The sequence below is a fragment of the Lactobacillus nasalidis genome, from assembly GCF_016587775.1.
Taxonomy (GTDB): domain Bacteria; phylum Bacillota; class Bacilli; order Lactobacillales; family Lactobacillaceae; genus Lactobacillus; species Lactobacillus nasalidis.
Map to the genome: position 1 here is coordinate 1 of NZ_BOCG01000090.1, position 3,196 is coordinate 3,196.

Annotated in this window: 2 protein-coding genes; both read left to right on the forward strand. The window is 59.2% G+C overall.

Going from position 1 to position 3,196, the window contains the following annotated elements; genetic code table 11:
• Positions 1-2,008: DNA translocase FtsK (locus lacNas_RS01170; protein WP_201346513.1), on the forward strand; the 2,008-nt coding region annotated here is incomplete at its 5' end.
• Positions 2,008-3,196: M16 family metallopeptidase (locus lacNas_RS01175; protein WP_201346514.1), on the forward strand; the 1,189-nt coding region annotated here is incomplete at its 3' end. The genes lacNas_RS01170 and lacNas_RS01175, both read left to right, overlap by 1 nt.

A 3,196-nucleotide genomic window follows, 5' to 3' on the forward strand; every position in this document is an offset into this window, starting at 1 on the left:
GGCCTTCAAGAGCGTGATCTATGAAGAGCTGGCCCGGGCCAACGTCACGGTCAGCGTCGGCGGCGGCCTGATCGGCAGCTTTTTGTACGGCATCTTCTACCAGCTGCTGGGACAAGCAGGCGGCATTTGCCTGGCCGCTATCGCCATGCTCAGCGGGGTGTTGATGTTCTTTGACGTGAAGTTCCGCGACCTGGTCGCGGCTTTTCAGAAAATCAGCCGCGCCTTCATCCAGCAGAGCCGGGACGGAGCCGGCCAGCTGAAGGAAAAATACAGCGAATACAAGGAGCAGCGCCAGAGCAAGGAGCCGGACAACCGCGAGAAGCTGACCGACCCTTGGAAAGAACCAGCCGGCAAGAAAGAGTCGGCTAAAAAAGCAGCCTCCAAGCCGGCTGAGAAAGTTTCCATGCCGGAAATCCAGGTGGCCGAGCAGCATCCGGATCCGCCGGTTACCCACTCACTGGAACTGGACGACCTGCCCAAGCCGCGCAGCCAGGCCGAAGACGACCAGAAAATGCTGCTGGCCGACCAGCAGGTCGACCACGGCTTGAAAAAGGCGGCCAGCTTTGACGACAGCTATGAATTCCCGCCGCTGTCTTTGCTCAAGGCCGTCAAGGCCAGCGACCAAAGCGGCGACCGCCAGCAGATCGGCCAGAACACGGCTATCCTGGAAGAAACCTTCAAGAGCTTCGGCGTTGAGGTCAACGTCAAAAAGGCCATCCTGGGACCGACGATCACCCGCTATGAGGTGCAGCCGGCCGTCGGGGTCAAGGTTTCCAGAATCGTCAACCTGGCCGATGACCTGGCCCTGGCTCTGGCCGCCAAGGACATCAGAATCGAAGCGCCGATTCCGGGCAAGCCTTACATCGGCATCGAAGTGCCCAACCAAAAGGCGGCCTCAGTGGCCTTTAAAGACGTGATGGAGCACCAGGACCAGCAGGCCCGGGAGCATCCTTTGATGGTGCCTTTGGGCAAGGACGTTAGCGGGCAGATCATCAGCGCCGACTTGACCAAGATGCCCCACCTGCTGGTTGCCGGTTCGACTGGGTCGGGTAAGTCGGTTGCCATCAACACCATTTTGACCAGCATCCTGATGAAGGCCCGGCCAGACGAAGTCAAGCTGGTCTTAATCGACCCCAAGATGGTCGAATTGTCAGTCTACAGCGGCGTGCCGCACTTGATGATTCCGGTAGTGACCGACTCGCGCCTGGCCGCCAAGGCCTTAAAGAAGGTCGTCGACGAAATGGAGCGGCGCTACAAGCTGTTTGCCGCCGCCAGCGTCCGCAACATGGGCGAATACAACCGCAAGGTGGCTGAAAACAACCAAGACGCCAGCCGGCCGGTCATGGAGCCGCTGCCTTACATACTGGTGGTCGTTGACGAATTGAGCGATTTGATGATGGTCGGCGGCCATGAAGTCGAAAACTCGATCGTCCGCCTGGGGCAAATGGCCCGGGCCGCCGGGATCCACATGATCCTGGCCACGCAGCGGCCGAGCGTGGACGTCATCACCGGCTTGATCAAGGCCAACGTTCCTTCAAGAATTTCCTTCGCCGTCTCCAGCGGGGTCGACTCCAGAACCATTTTGGACCAAGTCGGCGCCGAAAAACTGCTGGGCCGCGGGGACATGCTTTATCTGCCGATCGGTGCCTCCAAGCCCGAACGGATTCAAGGGGCCTATATCGACGTTGACGAAGTTGAGGCAGTCGTCGGCTGGGTCAAGGAGCAGCAAAGCGCTGAGTATGACGAAGAGATGATCCCGCAGGCCGGGGATGCCGATGAAGAAGACAGCCAGGATGACGTCGACGACGAATACTACCAGCAGGCCGTCGACCTGGTGCGCCGCCAGCAGTCTGCCAGCGTCTCGATGCTGCAGCGGCGGTTCAGAATCGGCTACAACCGGGCGGCCAGAATCATCGATGAGATGGAAGAGCACGGCGTGGTCGGCCCTCCGGAAGGGTCCAAGCCGCGCAAGGTGCTTTTGCCTCCTGAAGGACAGGATGAAGCATAATGAACAAAGAAAACATTACAATTCAAAGCAATCAAAAATTTACCACCGGCAGCCTGGGCTTCTTCGTGCGTCTGCCTTTGACCAAGCACAACATGGCCCTGGCCAACCTGCTCTGCCGCATGCAGATGGACGAAAGCGACCTGTTTCCTGAAGCCGGCCTGCAGCAAATCGAATTGCAGAAGCGCTACTCGTTTCAGTTTGAAGCTGTCGTCCAGCTTTTCGGCAAGGAATTGGTCATTGCCTACCTGGCCAATTTCATTGAGCCGCGGCAGATTCTGGACCCGGACTACAACTACCGGCAGATTGCCGAAACTTTCTGCGCTCTGGCAACGCGGCCTTTGATCAGCTCTGCCAGCGTCAAACTGGCCCAGCGGCAACTGGCCGACGAGTACCAGGAGCTGCTGGCTGAGCCCAGCAACGCGGCTTTGAGCGGCTTTTTCAACAACTGGTATGCTGACCAGCCTGATTACGCGGCCAGCTTCATGGGCTCAATTGAAGAAATCAAGGCTGCTTCCAGCCAGGACGTGCGCCGCTTTGCCGACGCCCTCAGAACCCAGGCCAGCTGCATCTTCGGTCATGTCTATGACGCCCGCCAGGTCAAGCGTCTGCTCTTGCAGCAATTGGCTGAAGAGGACTGGCCGGGAATCCGGATCGATTTCGGCGTTGACGATTTGCTGATCCCGGCGCCGGACTTGCGCTTGGAAAAAACAAGCGAGCAGGGCAAGCAGCAGGCCCAGCTGTACTTGGGCTATGCCTTCAAGGGCCGGCCCAAGCTGGACGACCTGGCGACAGGGACGGTTTTGCGGCAGTATCTGACCGGGGAGCAGTCCTCGCGCCTGTTTGCCAAAGTCAGGGAGGAAAGCGGGGCTGCTTACGCGGTAGAAAGCAACTGGTTTGCCGACAACGCGCTTTTTCTGATCAATGCCGGCCTGGACCCGGAGAAACTGGACCTGGCCCGGCAGATCATCTCCAAGGAAATGCAGATGATTGCCGACGGCCGGATCGACCCGGGCCTTTTGAAGCAAAGCCGGCAGGCCCTGCAGAACCGGCAGCTGCTCAACCAGGACCACAGCAACTGGCTGCTGGCCAAGGACCTGCGCTATGAGCTGCATGCCGACTACCAGGACTTTGACATGGCGGCGGCGGCCGGGCAGGTGACAAGCCGCCGGCTGGCTGATTTTGTCAAAA